This window comes from Achromobacter sp. (assembly GCF_032113835.1).
Taxonomy (GTDB): Bacteria; Pseudomonadota; Gammaproteobacteria; order Burkholderiales; family Burkholderiaceae_B; genus Achromobacter.
Genome location: NZ_DAMCTG010000096.1, coordinates 1 through 19096 on the forward strand (window position 1 = coordinate 1; position 19096 = coordinate 19096).

Annotated in this window: 13 protein-coding genes and 1 pseudogene; 5 read left to right on the forward strand and 9 right to left on the reverse strand. The window is 65.8% G+C overall.

Translation table 11 applies throughout. From position 1 onward, the window contains the following. Both acnA and RT697_RS23320 read right to left on the reverse strand, forming a co-directional pair. A partial coding sequence (gene acnA / locus RT697_RS23315) for an aconitate hydratase AcnA (protein ID WP_313702091.1) occupies positions 1-2645 on the reverse strand: 2645 nt, incomplete at its 3' end. Positions 2646-2894: 249 nt separating this feature from the next. Further along, positions 2895-3803, reverse strand: coding sequence for a LysR substrate-binding domain-containing protein (locus RT697_RS23320; RefSeq protein WP_313702093.1), 909 nt, complete (start codon positions 3801-3803; stop codon positions 2895-2897). Between the two features lie 150 nt (positions 3804-3953). Between RT697_RS23320 and RT697_RS23325 the strand changes: the two genes are divergently transcribed. Both RT697_RS23325 and RT697_RS23330 read left to right on the forward strand, forming a co-directional pair. Continuing rightward, positions 3954-4871: a pirin family protein gene (locus RT697_RS23325; protein ID WP_313702094.1), complete on the forward strand. Its 918-nt coding sequence runs from the start codon at positions 3954-3956 to the stop codon at positions 4869-4871. 132 nt (positions 4872-5003) lie between these two features. After that, on the forward strand, positions 5004-7232 hold the full coding sequence (locus tag RT697_RS23330; protein ID WP_313702095.1) for a TonB-dependent receptor: 2229 nt from the start codon (positions 5004-5006) through the stop codon (positions 7230-7232). A 215-nt stretch (positions 7233-7447) separates the two neighbouring features. On the opposite strand, the gene RT697_RS23335 is transcribed toward RT697_RS23330, so the two are convergent. The 4 genes from RT697_RS23335 to RT697_RS23350 form a co-directional block, all read right to left on the reverse strand. Further along, positions 7448-8044 carry a hypothetical protein gene (locus RT697_RS23335; RefSeq protein WP_313702096.1) on the reverse strand — a complete coding sequence of 199 codons (597 nt, stop codon included), beginning with the start codon at positions 8042-8044 and terminating at the stop codon, positions 7448-7450. Positions 8045-8251: 207 nt separating this feature from the next. Continuing rightward, a complete protein-coding gene (acnB, locus tag RT697_RS23340) occupies positions 8252-10843 on the reverse strand; it encodes a bifunctional aconitate hydratase 2/2-methylisocitrate dehydratase (protein WP_313702097.1) in 2592 nt (863 codons plus the stop codon). A gap of 289 nt (positions 10844-11132) precedes the next feature. Continuing rightward, positions 11133-12017 carry an FxLYD domain-containing protein gene (locus RT697_RS23345; protein WP_313702098.1) on the reverse strand — a complete coding sequence of 295 codons (885 nt, stop codon included), beginning with the start codon at positions 12015-12017 and terminating at the stop codon, positions 11133-11135. Beyond that, complete coding sequence (locus RT697_RS23350) at positions 12007-12885, reverse strand: FxLYD domain-containing protein (RefSeq protein WP_313702099.1); 879 nt, start codon at positions 12883-12885, stop codon at positions 12007-12009. Before RT697_RS23350 ends, RT697_RS23345 begins: the two co-directional genes overlap by 11 nt. 407 nt (positions 12886-13292) lie before the next feature. Here RT697_RS23350 and RT697_RS23355 point away from each other — a divergent pair, with 407 nt between their 5' ends. After that, on the forward strand, positions 13293-14057 hold the full coding sequence (locus tag RT697_RS23355) for a TSUP family transporter (protein ID WP_313702100.1): 765 nt from the start codon (positions 13293-13295) through the stop codon (positions 14055-14057). Between the two features lie 102 nt (positions 14058-14159). Here RT697_RS23355 and RT697_RS23360 read toward each other — a convergent pair whose 3' ends face one another. From RT697_RS23360 to RT697_RS23370, 3 genes are all read right to left on the reverse strand, one after another. Next, on the reverse strand, positions 14160-14600 hold the full coding sequence (locus RT697_RS23360) for a CBS domain-containing protein (RefSeq protein WP_313702101.1): 441 nt from the start codon (positions 14598-14600) through the stop codon (positions 14160-14162). Between the two features lie 442 nt (positions 14601-15042). Next, positions 15043-16047 carry an acyl-CoA dehydrogenase gene (locus tag RT697_RS23365; protein WP_313702102.1) on the reverse strand — a complete coding sequence of 335 codons (1005 nt, stop codon included), beginning with the start codon at positions 16045-16047 and terminating at the stop codon, positions 15043-15045. Positions 16048-16058: 11 nt separating this feature from the next. Next, positions 16059-17213, reverse strand: coding sequence for an acyl-CoA dehydrogenase family protein (locus tag RT697_RS23370; RefSeq protein ID WP_313702103.1), 1155 nt, complete (start codon positions 17211-17213; stop codon positions 16059-16061). Between the two features lie 191 nt (positions 17214-17404). On the opposite strand from RT697_RS23370, the gene RT697_RS23375 reads away from it, so the two are divergent. Together RT697_RS23375 and RT697_RS23380 are read left to right on the forward strand one after the other, a co-directional pair. Then, complete coding sequence (locus RT697_RS23375) at positions 17405-18586, forward strand: acetyl-CoA C-acyltransferase family protein (protein WP_313702104.1); 1182 nt, start codon at positions 17405-17407, stop codon at positions 18584-18586. A gap of 68 nt (positions 18587-18654) precedes the next feature. After that, a pseudogene (locus RT697_RS23380) lies at positions 18655-19096 on the forward strand (spermidine synthase); the annotation flags it as partial.

A 19096-nucleotide genomic window follows, 5' to 3' on the forward strand; every position in this document is an offset into this window, starting at 1 on the left:
ACCTCGATCGGCGTGTCGATGCGCAGCAGCACCGTCACGTCCTGCTTCGAACCGTCCTTGCGCGTGATCGTCAGCGTCACGTCCTGCATCGGCTTGATGCCGTTTTCCAGGCCGGAGATGTCGTACGTCTCTTCGCCGGTAATTCCCAGCGACTGCACGCTGTCGTTGCCCTTGAACTGCAGGGGCAGCACGCCCATGCCCACCAGGTTGCTGCGGTGGATGCGCTCGAAGCTGCGGGTGATGACCGCCTTGACGCCGAGCAACTGGGTGCCCTTGGCGGCCCAGTCGCGCGACGAGCCGGTGCCGTACTCTTCGCCGCCGAACACCACGGTGGGCGTGCCGGCCGCGACGTACTTCATGGCGGCGTCGTAGATCGACATCTGTTCGCCGGTGGGCTGGAACAGGGTTTCGCCGCCTTCGAAGCGGCTGCCGTCCGGCAGCGCGGGAATCATGAGGTTCTTGATGCGCACGTTGGCGAACGTGCCGCGCATCATGATTTCATGGTTGCCGCGGCGCGAGCCGTAGCTGTTGAAGTCGGCCTTCATGACGCCGTTTTCCTTCAGCCACTTGCCCGCGGGCGAGCTTTCCTTGATGGAGCCGGCCGGCGAGATGTGGTCGGTGGTGACCGAGTCGCCGAACACGCCCAGCGCGCGCGCGCCCTTGACCGTGGGCATCGCGCCCGGCGTCATGCCGAAGCCTTCGAAGAAGGGCGGTTCGGCGATGTACGTGGAGTCGGGCCAGTTGTAGGTGTCGCCGTTGACGCCCTTGATGTTCTCCCAGAGCTTGCCGGGGTTGCTCTTGACCTGCCCGTAGTTGGCCTCGAAGGCCTCCGGATCCAGCGCGAACTTCAGGAGCGCGTCGATTTCTTCGGTGGTGGGCCAGATGTTGCCCAGCCACACGTCGCCGTTCTTGCCGCGGCCCACGGGTTCGGTCATCAGGTCGCGCGTGACGGTGCCGGCCAGGGCGTAGGCCACGACCAGCGGCGGCGAGGCCAGAAAGTTGGCCTTGATGTTCGGGTGGATGCGCGCCTCGAAGTTGCGGTTGCCCGAGAGCACCGCCGAGCAGACCAGGTCGTTGCTGGTGATGGCTTCGTTCAGGTCGGCGGTCAGGTCGCCGGCGTTGCCGATGCAGGTCGTGCAGCCGTAGGCCGCCACGTCGAATCCCAGCTTTTCCAGGTAAGGCAACAGGCCCGTCTTGGTCAGGTATTCGGTGACCACACGCGATCCGGGGGCCAGCGAGGTCTTGATGTGCTTGGGCACCGTCAGGCCGGCTTCCACGGCCTTCTTGGCCAGGAGACCCGCCGCCAGCAGCACGCTGGGGTTGGACGTGTTGGTGCAGGACGTGATGGCGGCGATCAGGATGTCGCCGTTCTTGATCTTGGTGCCGGTGCTGGTGGTGAAGGTCTGCTCGAGCTTTTCGGCGGGCTGGTTGAAGCCGTTTTCGGCGACCGGCTTGGAGAACAGGTCGATGAACGTGTTCTTGACGTTGCCGATCTCGATGCGGTCCTGCGGGCGCTTCGGGCCGGCCAGCGACGGCGCGACGGTGGACAGGTCCAGCGTCAGCAGCTTGGTGAAGTTGATGTCCTTGGAGGCCGGAACGCCGAACATCTTCTGCGCCTTGAAATAGGCTTCGAAGGCGGCGATTTCCTCTTCGGTGCGGCCGGTGCCGCGGAAGTAGTCGATGGTGCGTTCGTCGACCGGGAAGAAGCCCATGGTGGCGCCGTACTCAGGCGCCATGTTGCCGATGGTGGCGCGTTCGGCCACGGTCAGGCTGGCGGTGCCTTCGCCGCAGAATTCGACGAACTTGCCCACGACCTTTTCACGGCGCAGCATTTCGGTGATGGTCAGGACCAGGTCGGTGGCGGTGACGCCGCCGCGCAGCTGGCCCTTGAGCTCGACGCCCACCACATCGGGCGTCAGGAAGTACACGGGCTGGCCCAGCATGCCGGCTTCGGCTTCGATGCCGCCCACGCCCCAGCCGACCACGCCGATGCCGTTGATCATGGTGGTGTGGCTGTCGGTGCCCACCAGCGAATCGGGGTAGAAGACGTTGTTCTTCTTGTCCTGGTGCACGCCGCGCGCCAAGTATTCCAGGTTGACCTGGTGGACGATGCCAAAGCCCGGCGGCACGACGCCGAAGGTGTCGAACGCCTGCATGCCCCACTTCATGAACTGGTAGCGCTCTTGGTTGCGCTTGAACTCGAGCTTCATGTTCAGGTCCAGCGCGTTCTTGGTGCCGAAGTAGTCGATCATGACCGAGTGGTCCACCACCAGGTCCACGGGCACCAGGGGTTCGATGCTCTTGGGGCTCTTGCCCATCTTGTCGGCAACCGAGCGCATGGCCGCGATGTCGGCCAGCAGCGGCACGCCGGTGAAGTCCTGCAGCACGACCCGGGCGACCACAAAGGGAATTTCATCTTCGCGCTTGGCGTTGGCCTGCCAGTTGGCCAGCTGCCGGACGTGTTCTTCGGTGACTTTCTTGCCGTCGCAGTTGCGCAGCACGGATTCCAGCACGATGCGGATGGAGACCGGCAGCCGCTGCACGTCGATGCCGAGCGATTTGCCCAGCGCCGGCAGCGAGTAGTACTGACAGGACTTGTTGCCGATCTTGAAATTCTTGAGTGTGTCTAGGGTGTTGTGCGGCATGATGGACTCCGTGGTTTTGCCCAGGCTGAAGGCGGCATTTTCAGGCGTTTCGGCAGGTTTGTCATTGTCTCTTGGACAAGTTTGCCGAGGGTCTATATCTTGGTTTATGTCTTATATCTTATATAAGACTTGGGCGAGGCGTCAAAGTTCCGGCCCTTTATTGCCCCAGACCGGTCCGGATTCGGCGAAACCCTTACTTTGGCGGACGCGCGCCAAGCCTGCAAGACCCCGCGCGCGCAAGAATGGCCCTTAGATCAGGCGCGCCGGCAGCTCGGCGGCCACGTATTCAAGAAATCGTTTCAACGCCAGCGGCTCGCCGCAGCGCGCGGGCATGACGGCGTAGATCCGCGCGGGCGCCGCTGACCAGCCAGGCAGGATGTGCACCAGACCGCCCTGGTCGAGTTCGGGGCCGCACAGGTAGCGGGGGACCAGCGCCACGCCCAGGCCCGCGCCGGCCATTGCGCGCAGCGTGTCCATATTGCTGCTCAGGCTGCGCGGCTGAAACTCCACCGATTCCATCTCGCCCGCCGGCCCGGTCAGCCGCCAGGTGTGCGGGCCGTCCTGCGTGCCGTGGGCCAGCAAGGGCAGGGCGGCCAGATCGCGCGGATGGCGCGGCGCGGATCTGGCCATCGCGGGGCTGCACACCAGCGCCAGCGGCACAGCGGCGATTTCCAGCGCATTGAGCTTTGCATCCGTCAGCGACGACGCCTGGGCGCGGAACGCCAGGTCGTAGCCTTCGCCGACGAGGTCGATGATCTGGTCGCGGGTGTCCAGCAGCACCCGCACGCGGGGATGGTCCACGCAGAATCGGGCGACCAGACCGCCCAGCACCCGGCTTGCGAGCGATGCGGGCGCGGTGATGCGCAACATCCCGGCAGGCACGTCGCCGATCGACGCGGCCAGGTCGAAGACGCTGCGCGCCTCGCGGGCCAGCGCCTGCGCGTGGGCATGAATCTTTTCGCCCATCGGCGTCAGCGACACGCGCCGTGTATTGCGCTGAAGCAGCCGCACGCCGAGCCGCGCTTCCAGCTCGGCAACCCGCCGGCTGAGCTTGGAACGTTGCATATTCAACACACGTGCGGCCGCGGAAAAGCCACCTTTTTCGACAACTTCGCTGAAAAGCAGCAGGTCTTCGAGGCGATGAACGTAGTTAGGCATACAGCGTTTTAATAGGGAAAAACTAAAAATTTGCTGGCATTGTCCTGACAGCCAGGACAATTATTCCTGAAATTGGCCCCTACTGTCCGGCGGGTTGAACTCATAAGCTGTCGCCGCAATACATGTTCAGCAACAGTAAGGCAGCACTTTTTGACTCTTCACCTCAGCGCCGTCATCGCCGGATCCAGCCGCTACCTGGGCGACGCCTGCACCATCCGTCAGTTCCGCCATACCGATTTTTCGGGGTGCATGTCGCCCGTGGTGCTGGTGGACCACTTTGTCATGACGGGCCCGATTTTTGAGCCGCACACGCACGCCGGCGTCAGCGCCGCGACGCTGCTGCTGGAAGACAGCACGGGCGTCATGCAGAGCCTGGACGGCATCGAGAACAACCGCGAAATCCGCGCGGGCGATCTGCAATGGACGCAAGCCGGGCGCGGTATCGTGCACGCCCAGCGGCCGGCAGGCGAGGCCACGCTCCACGGGCTGCAGATCTTCATCGACCACCCCGCGCATCTGAAGTCCCTGCCGCCCTCGACGTCGTTGCTGCGCGCCGCGGACATGCCGGTCATCCAGACCCCGTCGGGCAAGGTCCGCGTGGTGGCGGGCAGCTACGGCGGCCTGGACTCACCCTTGTGCACGCCCGAACCGCTGGTGATCCTGGACGGTTGGCTGCGGCCTGGCGCGACGACGCTCCTGCCCATGCCGCCTGGCTGGAATGCCTGGTTCTATGCGGTGCAGGGCGACTTGGGCGTGCGCGCAAGGCACCGCAGCAAGGGTGCGCCGCCGCTGCCCAAGGTGACGGGCGGCGATCCGGACTTTGCGGTGTTGCCCGCCGGTTCCGCCGCTGCCGCCAGCGCCACGCCGGAGGGTGAAGAAGGCGTACTGCTGCTGATGGCAGGCAAGGTCCCCGTGCATTTCGTGCTGGTGGCGGGTCAGGCCGTTGTGGCTGCCCCGCAGGAGGACATCGGTGTCACGCCGGCTGCCGATGCGGCCCTTGCCGAGGCGCTGACGGCGTACGAGTCCGTGGAGACTCCGGCGACGGCCGACGCCCTGACTGCCTGCTGAGCTCGACCGGAATATGTTGTTCGGCCGCAACGTTGAACACTTATTCTGCTTGAGGGACGCAATGAGAACGATTCTCTTTTGGTAACATCTAGCGCGTCAGACCTCCTCTCTCCGCTCTACCAGCGTCCCAATATGAAAATCAGAACTCTCGCTTGCATGGCCGCAGCGCTGCCGTGCTTTGGCGCCGTCCACGCCCAGACCGCGCCTCAGGCAGCGCCCCAGACCCAGCCCGCCACGACCAACGGCCCTGTGACCTCCATGGACGCGATTCGCGTCGAGGCCAGCGCGGACGCGTCCGCCGGCGGCCTGTCGGCGCCGTTCGCAGGCGGCCAGGTGGCCCGCGGCGGCCGTGTCGGCATCCTCGGCACCGAGGACTTCATGAACACGCCGTTCAGCGTGACCAGCTACACCAACGAGCTGATCCAGGACCGCCAGGCGAAGAGCGTGGGCGACGTGCTGCAGAACGATTCGGGCGTGCGCGTGGCGCGCGGCTTCGGCAACTTCCAGGAGTCGTACTTCATCCGCGGCTTTATCCTGAGCTCGGACGACGTGGCCTACAACGGCCTGTACAGCCTGCTGCCCCGCCAGTACATCGCCACCGAGCTGTTCGAGCGCGTGGAAGTGCTGCGCGGCGCAACGGCCTTCCTCACCGGCGCGACGCCGGGCGGCGGCGGTATCGGCGGCGTGATCAACCTGGTTCCGAAGCGCGCGCCGAACGAACCGCTGACGCGCATCACCACGGGTGTGTCCAGCGGCGGCCAATTCCAGCTGTCCACCGACATTGCGCGCCGCTTCGGCCCGGACGACAGCACCGGCATCCGCTTGAACGCCGCGCAACGCAGCGGCGATACGGCCATCGATGACGAACACAGCCGCACCAGCGTTGTCTCGCTGGGTCTGGACTGGCGATCGGCCGACACGCGCCTTTCCGCCGACATCGGCTGGCAGGAAAACAAGCTCAAGCGTCCGCGTCCCAACGTGACGATGGGCGCCGGTGTCACGACCGTGCCCGATGCGCCCGACGCCAGCTCGAACTATGCGCAGCCCTGGACCTATTCCAACGAGCGCGACGTCTTCGGCACGTTGCGCGCCGAGCATGACTTCAGCGACAAGCTGACCGCGTACGGCGCGTTCGGCATGCGCCGCAGCGACGAAGCAAATTCGCTGGGCAACATCACGCTCACCAATGGCAGCACCGGCGCGGGCAACTTCTACCGCTTCGACAACACCCGTGAAGACAGCGTCAACACGGGCGAAATCGGTCTGCGCGGCAAGCTGCGCACCGGTCCCGTTGGCCACGAGTTCGTCGTGTCGGCGTCGTGGTTCGATTTGAAGAAAAAGAACGCGTACGTGATGGACTTCGGCAACACGTTCCCGACGAACATCTACGATCCGATTTCGTATTCCCAGCCCGCCTTCAGCGCCGGCGCGCTGCGCGGCAACGATCTGGACAACCCCGCCTTGCAAGGCCGTACCCGCCTGAGCAGCTATGCCATCGGCGACACGATGTCCTTCCTGGACGACAAGGTGCTGTTCACGGCCGGTATCCGCCATCAGCGCATGTCGCAGCGCGACTACGCGTACAACACCGGCGCTGAAAGCGGCGCCTACGACGCCAGCCATAACTCGCCCGCCTTCGGCCTGGTGTTCAAGGTTGCGCCCAGCGTTTCGCTGTACGCCAACTACATCGAAGCCCTGGTTGCCGGACCGACCGCACCGGCGACCGCAGGCGGCCGTCCCGTGCCGAACGTGGGCCAGAGCCTGCCGCCCTTCGTGTCCAAGCAGAAGGAAGTGGGCGTGAAGTATGAAGGCGACAGCCTGGGCGCTGGCCTGGCGTTCTTCTCGACCGACAAGCCGCGTGCGGCCTACAACGCCAGCAACGAGCTGACCAATTCGGGCGAAGACCGTCACCAAGGCGTCGAGCTGACCGTGTTCGGTGAGCCGATCCGCAGCGTCCGCCTCCTTGGCGGCCTGACCTGGCTGGATGCCAAGCAGGTCAAGACTGGCACCGCCTCGTTGGACGGCAACCGGGTCATCGGCGTGCCGCGCTTCCAGGCCAACATGGGCGTGGAATGGGACATCCCGGGCGTGGAAGGCCTGGCTGTCGACGGCCGCGTGGTCTACACCGGTTCGTCGTATGCGAACGATGCCAACACGCTCAAGGTTCCCGGCTGGACCCGCTTTGACGCCGGCCTGCGCTACATGATGGACGTGGACGGCCACGTCGTGACGCTGCGTGCCCGCGTCGACAACATCGCCAACCGCAACTACTGGTCGTCGGTGGGCGGTTATCCGGGCAACGGTTACCTCGTCCTGGGCGGCCCGCGCACGTTCTCGCTGTCGGCCAGCATGGACTTCTGATCGCGGCGGGCTGATGCCCGCGCATGAAAGATCCCGGCCTCGTGCCGGGATTTTTTTGTCTTCCGTGCGGCAAACAATGTGCCGTGACAGCCGCGAAGGTGCGCGCAGGTGTCTGACACCCTGGGGAGATGATCGTCAGCTTGCGATGGTGTCTCAACGGGTGTCAGACACCGTGGATCATCTGAGCGCGATGTCAGACATCCGCAACCAACGCTTCACCAGAACCACCCGCCCCGCGACAGGCTCGATTCGCAGCTCTTGTACTGCGCGGTAAATTTCTCGGCGCGCGCCTGCACTTTCTGCGACACCGTCTTCAGCCACGCCTTGCGGTCGTAACTGCGGTTGCGATAACCAGTCCAGCCCTCGTGGTAATTCAGATACTGCCCATACGCATCCCATTTCGAGATGCCGTTGATGCGCTGCGTCTTGCTCATGTACCAGCCCATGAAGTCCAGGGCGTCGGCAAAGTTGTCGCGGCTGGACGTCCAGCCGCCCGCTTCGCGCTTGTAGTCGGCCCAGGTCTCGTCCTTGGCCTGCGCGTACCCATAGGCGGAACTGACGCGGCCCCACGGGATGATGCCCAGGAAGTAATAGCGCGGCGGCAGCGCGTCGTGCTTGAAGGACGACTCCTGGTACATCATCGCGATCGGCACTGGCACCGGGGCGCCCCATTTCTTCTGCACGTCCAGCGCCGCGTCGTGCCATTCCGGCTTCTCGCGGAAGATGGCGCAGATGTTGTCGGGATTCGAGGGCGGCGCGGTCGCGCAGCCGGCTAGCGTCAGCAACAGCGTCGGCGGCAATAGCCGGATCATTGGCAGGCTTCCTCCAGGAAAAATGCGCCGGGGCTTTCCCGGCGTTGGCGGCCGACGTTTCACCGGCATGCCTGGATTGTATTGAAACGTTTCGTTATACAGGCTGCGCGCCGATCCGAATTGCCCGGACAGAGGCAAAAAAAACGGCCCCGGGCGGATTGCACGGGGCCGTTGTTCAGGCCGCTAGGCCTGGCAGGGGGATCGGGATCAGACCTCGATCACGTCCGCCACGTCCTTGTAGTCGGGGATCTTGTCGAAGTTCAGGTACTGGTAGATCTGGTCGCCGCTCTTGTTGATGACGCCCATGTCGGCCATGTACTCGTCCTTGGTCGGGATGCGGCCAAGTTTCGAGCAGATGGCGGCCAGTTCGGCCGAACCCAGGTACACGTTCGTGTTCTTGCCCAGGCGGTTCGGGAAGTTGCGGGTGCTGGTCGACATGACCGTCGCGCCTTCGCGGACCTGCGCCTGGTTGCCCATGCACAGCGAGCAGCCCGGCATTTCGGTGCGGGCGCCAGCGGTGCCGAACACGCCGTAGTGACCTTCCTCGGTCAGTTGCGTGGCGTCCATCTTGGTCGGGGGAGCGACCCACAGCTTGACCGGGATGTCGCGCTTGCCTTCGAGCAGCTTGGAGGCTGCGCGGAAGTGGCCGATGTTGGTCATGCAGCTGCCGATGAACACTTCGTCGATCTTGGCGCCGGCGACTTCCGACAGCGTCTTGACGTCGTCGGGGTCGTTCGGGCAAGCGACGATGGGTTCATGCACGTCGGCCAGGTCGATCTCGATGACTGCGGCGTATTCGGCGTCGGCGTCCGGCTCCAGCAGCTTGGGATCGGCCAGCCAGGCTTCCATCGCCTTGATGCGGCGGCCCAGCGTGCGCTCGTCTTCGTAGCCGTTGGCGATCATCCACTTGAGCATCACGATGTTGCTGTTGATGTACTCGATGATCGGTTCCTTGTTCAGGAACACCGAGCAGCCGGCGGCCGAACGTTCGGCGGACGCGTCCGACAGTTCAAAGGCTTGTTCGACCTTCAGGTCGGGCAGGCCTTCGATTTCCAGGATGCGGCCGGAGAAGATGTTCTTCTTGCCTTGCTTGGCAACCGTCAGCAGGCCTTGCTTGATGGCGTACAGCGGAATGGCGTTGACCAGGTCGCGCAGCGTGACGCCGGGTTGCAGCTTGCCCTTGAAGCGGACGAGCACCGATTCCGGCATGTCCAGCGGCATGACGCCCGTGGCGGCGGCGAAGGCCACCAGGCCCGAACCGGCGGGGAACGAGATGCCGATGGGGAAGCGGGTGTGCGAATCGCCGCCGGTGCCGACGGTGTCGGGCAACAGCATGCGGTTCAGCCACGAGTGGATGACGCCGTCGCCGGGACGCAGCGACACGCCGCCACGCGTGCTGATGAACTCAGGCAGCGTGTGGTGCGTCTTGACGTCGACGGGCTTGGGGTAGGCGGCGGTGTGGCAGAACGACTGCATCACCAGGTCGGCCGAGAAGCCCAGGCAGGCCAGGTCCTTCAGTTCGTCGCGGGTCATCGGGCCGGTGGTGTCCTGGCTGCCGACCGAGGTCATCTTCGGTTCGCAGTAGGTGCCCGGGCGGATGCCCTTGCCTTCCGGCAGGCCGCAGGCGCGGCCGACCATCTTCTGGGCCAGCGTGTAGCCGCGGCCGGAATCGACCGGATCCTTGGGCAGGCGGAACAGCGTCGAGGGCGCCAGACCCAGCGCTTCGCGGGCCTTGGCGGTCAGGCCGCGGCCGATGATCAGCGGAATGCGGCCGCCGGCGCGCACTTCGTCAAACAGCACGTCGGACTTGACCTCGAATTCGGCGATGACTTCGCCGTTCTTGATGGCCTTGCCGTCGTAGGGGCGCAGTTCGACCACGTCGCCCATTTCCATCTTGGAAACGTCGAGTTCGATCGGCAGGGCGCCGGCGTCTTCCATCGTGTTGTAGAAGATCGGGGCGATCTTGTTGCCCAGGCACACGCCGCCAAAGCGCTTGTTCGGCACGAAGGGGATGTCTTCGCCCGTGAACCACAGCACCGAGTTGGTGGCCGACTTGCGCGACGAACCCGTGCCGACCACGTCACCCACGTAGGCGACCAGGTGGCCCTTTTCCTTCAGGGATTCGATGAACTTGACCGGGCCGCGCTTGCCGTCTTCTTCCGGTTCGAACGCGGCGCCGTCGCGCTTGTTCTTGAGCATCGCCAGGGCGTGCATCGGGATGTCGGGACGCGTGGTGGCGTCGGGGGCGGGCGACAGGTCGTCGGTGTTGGTTTCGCCAGGAACCTTGAAGACCGTGATGGTCAGGCTTTCCGGCAGTTCCGGACGGCTGGTGAACCATTCGGCATCGGCCCAGCTCTGCATGACGGACTTGGCGTTGGCGTTGCCCTTGTCGGCCTTTTCCTTCACGTCATGGAAGGCGTCGAACATCAACAGGGTCTTCTTGAGCGCATCGGCGGCGATGGTGCCGATTTCCGCATCGTCCAGCAGGTCGACCAGCGGGCCAATGTTGTAGCCGCCGAGCATTGTGCCCAGCAGTTGCGTCGCCTTGGCACGGCTGATCAGCGCACAAGCTTCCTTGCCCAGCGCCACGGCGGCCAGGTAGGAGGCCTTGACCTTGGCGGCATCGTCCACGCCGGCCGGCACGCGATGCGTCAGCAGCTCGACCAGGTTCTGCTCCTCGCCAGCGGGCGGATTCTTCAGCAGTTCGATCAGTTCAGCGGTTTGTTTGGCCGTAAGGGGCAGCGGGGGAATCCCCAGAGCCGCGCGTTCGGCGACGTGTTGGCGGTAAGTATCCAGCATGTGAGGCCTGCTCAAAGTCGGGTTGGAAGAAGGGTTGTCGGCCGGAATTGTAGAAGCAAGTGGGGGCCGGTAGCAAATGTCTTATATCTTATATAAGACTTGAGTCGATAGCTGTTGCTCGGGGGCGACGACTTGGCCGGGTGCCGGGTGCCGAGCGGCGGGCGTCGGGCTGCGGGCGGCGGCGGGCCGGCGCGGGGGGCGTCCTCGCCGCTGACAGCACAGGACCTAGGCAGCACGCAAGAAAAAGCGGCCGTCCGGGCCGCTTCAGAAAGAGCCCGCCGCCCGCCGGTCAGGGCGCCGTGGCGTCGTACACCACGCCGACGCGGGCGAAATTGCCGCCATACTGCTTGACGTCGACCTGGAACGGCGCGCTGTCGCCCGGCGGCAGTCGCGGCACGCGCAATTCCTGGAACGTGGCGCCGGAGAGCTGGTCCTGGGCGTCGTACAGGCTGACCCACACGCGCACCTTTTCGACCTCACTGCCGCTGTCGTTGCGCACCCGGCCGTGCACCGTCACGTACTTGTAACGGAAGCGGTAGCTGAAGTTCAGCGTGCCGGTGCCGATGGCGGCTTCGGTGTTTTCCACCGTCACGGACAACTGCGGCCGCGGGCCGGGCAGGGCGGCGCGCTTGGCGGGCAGCCAGTTCGTCTTGACTTCAGTGAAGCGTTCCACGCGTCCGGTCAGCGCCACCGGCACGCGTTCGCCGGGGTAAAGGTGCGTGGGCAGGCTCCAGGACTGTCGCAGCTCCAGCGGGCGCGACCCGTCGAACACCGCAATCTCCGCACGCGGCGACAGCGCGACGTATTGGTCGCTGGTGTTGACCAGCTCGGCGTACAGCACCGGGCGCTCGATTTCGTCCAGCAGCCGGCGAGGGGCCGACAGCTTCAACGCGCCGGTGTCGAACAGCGCGAAATCCGGGTCCAGCAATTCCTCGGTGGTCAGGCGGACGTGGTCGATGACCCGCGTGTTGGCCGGGCTGACGCGTACGATGCGGCTGACGGGCGGCGCGGTCACGGGCGCGGCGGGTTTGGTCACGGCCTGCGCCGGGGGCGGGTTGGCGGTTCCCAGCGCGGTGTACTTCCACGCGGCGTAGCCGCCCGCGGCAAACAGGATCAACGCCAGCCCTGCCAGGGCCGGCCGCGACAGGCGCCGGGAGGAGGGATCAGCTTTCACTTTGCACCATGTAATCGTAGGAGGCGACCTCGCCGTCGCGCAGCATCTCGCAGCGCACATCGAAGGACGTCAGCGCATCCGGGGCCAGCGGGCTGGCGGTCGCGTAGCCGTTGCCCGTGCCGATCAGCCTGCCGTCGGCGCCGTACAGCATGACGGTGATCTGCGTGCTGCTGGCGGGGTTGGTCCCCTGGTTGCGGATCAGGCCGACCAGCCGGTAGTTGCCGTCATTGCGCACGAGCTGAACCTTGCTGGCGGCCACGTCGTTGTTCCTGCCGCGCGCGGCCGACGGCGTGCCGACCTGCAGGTCGTAGCGGCTGTAGGCCTTGGACGGCGCCGATATTTTCAGCGGCGTGTATTCCCCCGGTTCCAGCGAGCGCGCGGGCGCCGAGCCCGACACGGTGGAGAGCGACAGGTCGCCCTGGAAGAACGACGCGGTCACGCGCGGCACGTCGATCTTCCGGCCGGTTTCGTTGCGCACGATCATGACGAGTTCGGTGCGGCCGCGCGTCTTGATCTCCTGCACGTCGGTCAGCTTGACCAGCGAGGCATCGATGGGCGGTTCGACGATGCGGGCCGGCACGCGCGACGGACTTGAGCCCAGCGAAGAGATGGCCAGCGGGATGAGGACGGCGGCAAGGATCGCCACCGAGATCGCCGCGATGGCGGCGGGCTTGATGGGCGCAGGCTTGGGCTGCTGGATGTTGCGCAGGATCTTTTCCAGCCGCTGCGCGACGTTGTCTTCAACCAGCGTCACCGCATGGCAGTGGCTGCACTGGTATTCGTTGGTGTCCAGCTTGGTGAACTGGGCGCTGCCGCAGGTGGAGCAGGTCAGCGTCACTGTATTGATCGTGGTCTTTTTGGGCGTCATTCTCGCGGGGCGTCCTTTACGCTGGGGCGTCATTTACGCTGGGCGTCATTCACGCTGGCGTCGTTCACCGCTGGGCGTCGTTCACCGCTGGGCGTCGTTCACGCTACGCAGGCGGTTCGGCCGCGCGCCGCGGACCGGGATGGCGCGACGAGGGCAGGCGTGCAGGGCTTACCGGGCGGCAAGGATAGCGGCCGTCGGCCACCCCCGGGGTGCACGAGCGCATCAGTTTGTGACCATATGTGTGGAATCGGCGCTTTTGGGGCCGGAATGACATGGCCGCGCGGTGCTATCATGCCCCGCGAAAAATCGTTGTCGCATCAACCATTACCACGCCGCTTCCCGTCGATCCGCTCTCTGCCGCCCTTTTCGCGCGCAGCCGGGCAGAGCCGAGGTCTGGCTCTTCCTGCATGAGCATCTATCAACATCTGCTGTTTCTGGCCTGCGTGGCGCTTGCCACCTATGCCCAGACGATGACGGGCTTTGCGTTCGGCCTCGTGCTGCTGGGCCTGTCGGGCGTGTTCCAGCTTGCCTCGGTATCCGAGGTGGCCAACGTGGTCAGCGTGCTGTCGCTGGTCAATGCGGGCGTCACCTTGCTGCGCGCCAGACCGCAGGTGAACTGGTCCCTGCTGACGCCCGCCGCGGTCAGCAGTCTGGCCGGCGTCGGGGTGGGCGTGGCCGCGCTGACGTGGATCAGCGGGTCCATGGCGGTGCTGCTGCAGTTGCTGCTGGGCGTCACCATCCTGGCCTGCGCCATCCTGCTCGTGACCCGCACCCAGCCGCTGGCGCAGTTGTCGTCCCGCACTTCAAGCGTGTTTTTCGGTGGCGTTTCGGGCGTGTTGGGCGGGCTGTTTTCCAGCGCCGGCCCGCCGATGGTCTATCACCTGTACCGCCAGCCGCTACCGCTGGCCACCATCCGCAACAGCCTGCTGATCCTGTTTTCGCTGAACGCCACGGTACGCCTTGCGCTCGTGACGGGGCAGGGCGCGTTCATGGCGTCGTCGTTCTGGCTGAGTCTGCAGGCGTTGCCGGTCGTGATCGGCGTGACGTGGTTCGCGCGCCGCTACAGCACCGAGGGTTCGATGAAGAAGGTCAAGCGCATGGTGTTCGTGCTGCTGCTGGCCGCAGGCCTGGGCCTCATCGTCCCGGCGACGAGGATATTGGCGGCCGGCTAGGCACGGCCGGCTAGGCACGGCCGGTTAGGCGCGGCCGGCTAGGCGCGGCCGGCTAGTCACGCCCGTTAGGCACGGCCAGCGAGGCCGCCCCTCACACACCCGTCAACCACGCTCCCCCGTGATGTAGCGCTCGAGTTCATGAATGATGAACTTCTGCTCGCTCATCACGTCCTTGACCAGGTCGCCGATGGACAGCAATCCGATCAGCTTGTCGTTGTCGATGACCGGCAGATGGCGAAAATGCCGCTCGGTCATCATGGCCATACAGTGTTCTCGCGTGTCGGAGGGGCTGACGTAATAAACCGAGTCCGTCATGATGTCGCGCACCTTCGTCGTGCGCGACGACCGGTCCTGCAGCACGATCTTGCGCGCGTAGTCGCGTTCGGTCAGCATGCCCAGCACCACGTCGCCTTCCACCACCACCACCGCCCCGATGCTGCGGTCGGCCATCGTCTTGATCGCGTCGAAGACCGAAGAATCCGGCGAAACCGTCACGACGGCGTGATTGGCCTTTTCCCTGAGAAGCTCAGCAACTGTCTTCACGATGTGCTCCCGAATCGGTGGTGTGTTCGAAGATCGTTGGCTTGCGGCAGGTGTCTGACACCCTGGGTAGACGACCGTCAGCTTGGAGCGACGTCTCAGAGGGTGTCAGACACCGAGTTACGGCACACGGCAGGTGTCTGACACCCTGGAGAGACGAACGTCATCTTGAAGCAACGTCTCAGAGGGTGTCAGACACCGGGTTGCAGCATGCGGCAACAACGGTCACGGCGGCGACCGCCAACTGCCCGGTTGCCGCCGTGTAACCATGCACCATCCTAAGCCTGCCTGCGGCATTGCCGCAAGCCGCGCGCGTTACATCGTGTGTTTGACGCGAAATGCGGGCTGGCCATGTTCGCCAGTGAAGATGCCCGCCAATCTAGGAGGCTGCCCAAGTCCCGCACGCGGAGGGCGGACAGCCGCACGTCGCCGCGCGGATCCGCGCTTATGCCGTTTCCTTGCCATACAACGCCGTTCGCAGGTAGGTCAGCGCATCGGCGCGGCTGGCAAGGGCGTCTGCGCCGATGCGGTCATGCCAATACGATTCCGACCCCGCCGCGAGCCGCCATTCGCGCAGCCTGCGCGTGTATAGCTGCAGGTCGTATTCCTCGGTGACGCCAATGGCGCCGTGCACCGCGTGCGCGATGTCGGCCATGCGCGGCACGGCCTGGCTGGCGCGGGCCTTGCCCAGCGCGGCGAGCAGCGGCCGGGGCAGGCCGTCATCGCCCTGGAAGGCCAGTTGCGCCGCCATGCGGGCGGCCCACACCTGTTCGGCCATCTCGCTGATCTGCTGCTGCACGGCCTGAAAGCGTCCGATGGGCTTGCCGAACTGCGTGCGCTGGTTCGCGTAGTCCAGTGTCATTGTCAGCACGCGATCCATGGCGCCGGCGATCAACCCGGTATAGGCGGCGGCCGCCAGCGTGTCCAGCGGCGCCGGGCTGTCGAGGCGTTCGGCATCGGACAGCGCCCAGGAAGCGCTGCCGTCCAGACTGCCGTGCACGCCGTTGGGCTCGACGCGCGCCGCCTGCATCGGCAGCAGCCACGGTTGTCCGTCAATCCCGGCCAACACGTAGTCTGCGCTGCGCGCCCATGCCACGCTGACGCCCGCGATGCGCCCGCCGTCGATGGCAAGGCCGTTCGGTGCAAGCGCGATGGCGCCCGACGCCTGCGGCCGCTGCACGCGGCTCAGCCACGCGCGCGCCAGCAGCGTGTGCGCGATGGGGTAGGGGCACAGATGGCGCCCCGCCGCCAGCACGACGGGCAGCGCATCGGCCAGGCCCAGGCCCGCGCCGCCATGATCTTCCCGCACCAGCGCATCCGCGAATCCCGCGTCCTCGCAGGCTTGCCACGCGTCGCCGGACGGCTGGCCCCGCTCCAGGCGGCGGATGACATCCGGAGTGCAGGTCTGGGCGAAAAGACGCTCGGCGGCATCGCCAAAAATGTTGTCCATGACGGTCGTCCTTATCGAAGGCCAAGGCCGCGGGCAATGATGCCGCGCAGGATTTCGCGAGTGCCGCCGCGCAGCGAAAACGTTGGCGCGACCTGTTCCAGATACACCAGCGTCCGCAGCAGCGGCAGGGGTACGGGGCGGTCCGGACGGCGGCCCAGCGTATCGCCGATCAGGCGTGGAATCGCCTGTTCAAGCTCGGTGCCCAAATCCTTGACCAGCGACGCCTCGGTGGCGGGACTCAGGCCAGCCGCCAGCTTGCCCGCCACTGCCAGTGACATCGCACGCAGCACCGCCATCTGCGACAGGATGCTGCCCAACGCGGTCCGGCTTGCGGCATCGGTATTGGCTTCATCATCGCGGCAATGCGCCAGCCAACACTCCAGTAGTGCGATGCTGGAATACAACCGCTCGGGACCGCTGCGCTCGAACGCCAGTTCCGCGTTCACCTGCGCCCAGCCGCCGCCTTCGTCGCCGATCAGCGCGTCGGCGGGCAGTTCGACGTTGTCGAAGAAGACTTCAGAAAAGTGCGCGTCGCCCGCCAGGTCTTCGATCGGGCGTACCGACACGCCGGGCAGCGACAGGTCCACGATGACCTGCGACAGCCCCTGATGCCGGTCCTCGGCCGAGCCCGACGTGCGCACCAGCGCAATCATGTAGTGCGATCGGTGCGCGTTCGTCGTCCAGATCTTGCTGCCGTTCAACCGCCAGCCGCCAGCCGCGGGTTCGGCCCGGGTGCGGATGCTGGCCAGGTCCGAGCCGGAGCCCGGTTCGCTCATGCCGATGCAGAAGAACGCCTGCGCGGCGCAGATGCGCGGCAGGTAAAAACCCTTTTGCGCCGGCGTGCCGTACTTCAGGATGAGCGGCGCGCTCTGGCGATCGGCAATCCAGTGCGCCGACACCGGCGCGCCCGCGCCCAGCAATTCTTCGGACAGCACGAAGCGCGCAAAGTGGCCGCGCGCCGCGCCGCCGTATTCGCGCGGCAGCGTCAGGCCCAGCCAGCCGCGTTCGGCAAGCTGACGGCTGAAGCCCGCATCAAAACCCATCCACGAACGGGCGCGTTCGTCGGGTTCCAGGCCGTCCAGCGCATCGGCCAGGAAGGCGCGCACCTCGGTGCGCAACGCTTCATCCTCGGGAGGAATGGCGGTGAGTTCCAGCGTATCGATCATCAGTCGCTCCGGATCGGGCAAGGGCGCCGCGACAGGCGCCGACGGCCACTATCCGGGAACGCGCCGATAGCTGTCCAATATTATTTTGTGGGTTTGCGATATGGGTTTTGTATCGAGTGGCGGGCAGTATGATGGAACGCACTTCATGGACGCATCGCGCGACCCACAACGCACCACAAGGAGGAAACACCATGAATGAAGTCATCGTCGCTTCGGCCGTCCGCACCGCCATTGGAGATTTCGGCGGCGCGCTCAAGGATGTGCCCCCCTGCGATCTGGCCGCCACCGTCATCAAGGCCGCGCTGGAACGCGCAGGGGTCTCTGGCGACGAAGTGGGCCACGTCGCCGTCGGCCACGTCATCAATACCGAGCCGCGCGACATGTACCTGTCGCGCGTGGCCGCCATGAATGCCGGCATCTCCAAGGAAACGCCCGCGTTCAACGTCAACCGCCTGTGCGGATCCGGGCTGCAGGCCATCGTGTCCGCCGCGCAGACCATCATGCTGGGCGACGCCGAGATCGCCGTGGGCGCCGGCGCCGAAAGCATGAGCCGCGCGCCGTATATCGCCCCGGCCCAGCGCTGGGGCGCGCGCATGGGCGACAGCGTCATGCTCGACATGATGACCGGCGCGCTGTCCGACCCGTTCGGCAAGATGCACATGGGTGTCACGGCGGAAAACGTGGCCGCCAAATTCGGCATCAACCGGCAGGACCAGGACGCCACGGCCGCGGAATCGCACCGCCGCGCCGCCGCCGCGATCGACGCGGGTTACTTCCGGGAGCAGATCGTGCCCGTGAAGATCAAGTCGCGCAAAGGCGAGATCGTGTTCGACACCGATGAGCACGTGCGCCGCGACGTCACGGCAGACAGCCTGGCGACGCTCAAGCCGGTGTTCCAGAAGGAGAACGGCACGGTCACGGCAGGCAACGCGTCCGGCCTGAACGACGGCGCGGGCGCGCTGGTGCTGATGAACGCTTCCGTCGCGGCCAAGCGCGGGATCAAGCCGCTGGCGCGGCTGGTCGCCTACGCGCATGCGGGCGTGGATCCCGACATCATGGGCATCGGCCCGGTGCCTGCCACCCAGGCGGCGCTCAAGCGCGCAGGTCTGACGGTCGACCAGCTGGACGTCATCGAGGCCAACGAGGCGTTTGCCGCGCAGGCGTGCGCGGTGTCGCGCGAACTGAAGCTGGATGCTGCCAAGGTGAACCCCAACGGCAGCGGCATCGGCCTGGGCCACCCGATCGGCGCGACGGGCGCCATCATCACCACCAAGGCCCTGCATGAACTGCAGCGCGTGGGTGGACGCTATGCGCTCGTCACCATGTGCATCGGCGGCGGGCAGGGCATCGCCGCGATCTTCGAACGGATCTGATCCGTCTGGAAGGACCGGCCCGCGAAGGCCTGGCATCGCCGGGGTCTTCGCGGCCTACAATCGCGCCCATGTACAAATCCAACTTCCCCTCCGAACTCGACCAGCCGACGCTTTCCGAAGTCGATGGCGTCCGTTATCTGCACTTCAACACCGAATGGGTGCAGGGTGCGATGAACATCAAGAGCCCGTCTGATCTGGTGCTGGAATACACCGCGCAGATGATGGCCTGGCTGCTGTTCCTGGAGCCGCCGAAGGAAGAGGCCATCGGCATGCTGGGGCTGGGCGCCGGGTCGCTGGCGCGCTTCTGCGCCAAGCACACGCGCGGTCCGCTGCTGGCCGTGGAATGGAACCCGCGCGTCACCGCCGCCTGCCACATGTTCTTCCGCCTGCCGGGCGCGAACCGGTTGCAGGTCGAGCACACCGACGCCGGCGCGTGGGCTGCCGATCCGCTCAATGCCGGACGCTGCCCCGTGCTGATGGTGGACCTGTACGACGCCGCCGCCGAAGGCC

What these genes read in the sequence shown, in the direction of transcription:
- RT697_RS23330 (WP_313702095.1), top strand. Translation starts at nt 5,004, where the DNA reads ATGAAAATCAGAACTCTCGCTTGCATGGCCGCAGCGCTGCCGTGCTTT.
- RT697_RS23375 (WP_313702104.1), top strand. Translation starts at nt 17,405, where the DNA reads ATGAATGAAGTCATCGTCGCTTCGGCCGTCCGCACCGCCATTGGAGAT.
- RT697_RS23370 (WP_313702103.1), bottom strand. Translation starts at nt 17,213, where the DNA reads ATGATCGATACGCTGGAACTCACCGCCATTCCTCCCGAGGATGAAGCG.
- RT697_RS23320 (WP_313702093.1), bottom strand. Translation starts at nt 3,803, where the DNA reads ATGCCTAACTACGTTCATCGCCTCGAAGACCTGCTGCTTTTCAGCGAA.
- RT697_RS23355 (WP_313702100.1), top strand. Translation starts at nt 13,293, where the DNA reads ATGAGCATCTATCAACATCTGCTGTTTCTGGCCTGCGTGGCGCTTGCC.
- RT697_RS23335 (WP_313702096.1), bottom strand. Translation starts at nt 8,044, where the DNA reads ATGATCCGGCTATTGCCGCCGACGCTGTTGCTGACGCTAGCCGGCTGC.
- RT697_RS23365 (WP_313702102.1), bottom strand. Translation starts at nt 16,047, where the DNA reads ATGGACAACATTTTTGGCGATGCCGCCGAGCGTCTTTTCGCCCAGACC.
- RT697_RS23350 (WP_313702099.1), bottom strand. Translation starts at nt 12,885, where the DNA reads ATGACGCCCAAAAAGACCACGATCAATACAGTGACGCTGACCTGCTCC.
- acnB (WP_313702097.1), bottom strand. Translation starts at nt 10,843, where the DNA reads ATGCTGGATACTTACCGCCAACACGTCGCCGAACGCGCGGCTCTGGGG.